Here is a 2083-nt window from a genome sequence, read left to right on the forward strand (position 1 = left end):
GCGGTGCAGGAAATCTGCACTGGCCCGCTTTGCCGTATCGTATGGCAAAGGGCAGTTTCAAGCGAGGTAACATGACGTCTCCTCAACTTGCGAGCAGTCTGGCCAAATTCGCCGAAATGGAAGGACGCCACCCGCGTCTTCTTCTGGCGACGGCATCCTCCGTGGAAGAAAAACACCACAAACATGTCGCAACCCTGTTTGCCGATGGCGGGTTCGACGTCGATGTGGCACCCCGCCATTCCGATGCTCAATCCATTGCCCTGCAGGTAATTGATTGCGACGCCGATATCCTGCTTCTGATCCGCACGTCCATGACGGCAGAAGACCGGGTCAGTGTTGCTGATCTGATTTCCGCACTCGATGCACTGGACGCGGAATATGTCAAAGTCGGTATTGTCGGTCATGCCGATGATCCGGCCGCGGGGAATGTCGACTTTGTTTGTGATCTTGAACATCTGCAAACAAGCGACTGCGAGGCACTGATAGACTACATTCTGGCAGTTGAAGAAACCCGCGTCGCACAACATATTTAGAACGTTGCAAAATTTCGCCGTCTTTCGGTGCAATGTTTTCGAAACTCTTTGGGCGCATACTGATTGCACATCAGTTGCACGCGAGGGCGGGATGTTTAATCAAGGGATGATTTGATGGGATTGCTCAAGGAAACGCTGATGCGCGTCTTTGTCGGCAAAAAAGGCCGGGATGCGATTCAGGCTTATAATGACGCGCAATCCCTGCATATGCGTGACAGCGCCACTGCGGAAAAAACAGCTGCTCAGGCGCGTCAGGCACGTCGCATCGAAGACCGCGCCCTTGCCCATCAGGAAGAAGGCATGTCGCTCGAAGAAGCCCGTGCGCTTGCCCTTGCCGAAACCCTGACCGAACAGGCCGACGCCCCGCATACTGAAATCATGAAGGCGCTCAATGCTGCCGATGCCAAGCTTGGCAAAAAGAAAAGCAAGATCGCAACGCCTGAGGACGAACGTCGTCAGGAACTGATCAATGAAGCGGTCAAGGCGCTTCGCAGTAAACAAAGTGACCTTGATCAGCTGGATCCCGATCTGCGCGCCAAATTGACGGTGATGGCCGTTGGCGCATTGATGGGCGGACCAAACACGCCGCGTCAGTAAGATTCTATAAGCCTGCAAGAAGATGGCACCGCCCGGATCGGGATGGTGCCATTCTTGTTTGCGGTGTCGGCAAAGGCCGCATCAGGGCTCAAGGCTGCGGTGAAGGCTGGTGACAAGTTCGCAATAGGATGGCTCGTTATCAGCCGTCAGATAGCCGTGGCGGATCAGAAAATCGATCACCACCAGGGCGCAATTGAACTTGAAATCAAATCCAGTGCGGACGATTTCGGCCACTTCGGCAATCGGCACAAGATCAAATTGCGCGACCTCACCATCGGCGCAATGCGGTACAAAATCCTCTGGCAATTCCAGATCGAAATTGACCATCACATCGGGTTTCAAGCCTTCGTCGGTTTCATAAAGGTATGAAACGGCACCGATCGCCACGACATTTTCAGCAAGGTTTGCTGGAATCCCGGCCTCTTCGGCGCATTCCTTGATCATGTTTTCCCGGAAACCAAGGCCGGTCGGTTGGCCGCCCGCGACCATGTTATCGAGCATGCCGGGGTAGGTCGGCTTGTCCAGCGCGCGTTTGGCGATCCACATGTGAATGCCATCCGCCTTGCGGACAAAGCCGTTCATATGCACGCCCCACGACCGGCATCCGAAATAGGGCATGGCAAACCGATCCAGCTGGCACAACGGATCATCGGAAAGCCGATTGCGGATATCAAACTTCTCGCCGTGCAGGTGCCTGATCACGCCTTGTTCGCACAGGGCTTCGGTCGCCTCGATCAGGGTCTGGTTGCGCGCATCAANNTATAGGCCGAGGTAAACAGCAGCGCGGCTTCCTTGCCATGCAGGTCGGCCAGTTCAGCCTCCAGCTGCTTGTGATAAACGGTCGTGCCAGAGATGTTGCGCGTGCCGCCAGAGCCTGCGCCAGTTGACCGCAACGCCTCTTCCATCGCCTCGATCACCACAGGGTTTTGCCCCATGCCGAGGTAGTCATTGCC

At 55.5% G+C, this 2083-nt stretch carries 3 protein-coding genes and 1 pseudogene; 2 read left to right on the forward strand and 2 right to left on the reverse strand.

Annotated features, from left to right (window positions below):
• Both B3Z49_RS01360 and B3Z49_RS01365 read left to right on the forward strand, forming a co-directional pair.
• Positions 1-533 (forward strand): hypothetical protein (locus B3Z49_RS01360; protein WP_296987696.1); only part of this gene is annotated, 533 nt, incomplete at its 5' end.
• 114 nt (positions 534-647) lie between these two features.
• On the forward strand, positions 648-1130 hold the full coding sequence (locus B3Z49_RS01365; protein ID WP_063088634.1) for a hypothetical protein: 483 nt from the start codon (positions 648-650) through the stop codon (positions 1128-1130).
• 81 nt (positions 1131-1211) lie between these two features.
• On the opposite strand, the gene B3Z49_RS01370 is transcribed toward B3Z49_RS01365, so the two are convergent.
• Together B3Z49_RS01370 and B3Z49_RS01375 are read right to left on the reverse strand one after the other, a co-directional pair.
• Positions 1212-1832 (reverse strand): NUDIX hydrolase, encoded by a 621-nt coding sequence (locus B3Z49_RS01370; protein WP_296987706.1) that lies wholly within the window; start codon positions 1830-1832, stop codon positions 1212-1214.
• Positions 1833-1873: 41 nt separating this feature from the next.
• A pseudogene (locus tag B3Z49_RS01375) lies at positions 1874-2083 on the reverse strand (aminotransferase class I/II-fold pyridoxal phosphate-dependent enzyme); the annotation flags it as partial.

Origin of the sequence: Thalassospira sp. UBA1131, assembly GCF_002311515.1 — a bacterium.
GTDB lineage: Bacteria > Pseudomonadota > Alphaproteobacteria > Rhodospirillales > Thalassospiraceae > Thalassospira.

Bases quoted from the DNA above. Each gene is read 5' to 3' on its own strand.
- B3Z49_RS01365 (WP_063088634.1), top strand. From the start codon at position 648: ATGGGATTGCTCAAGGAAACGCTGATGCGCGTCTTTGTCGGCAAAAAA.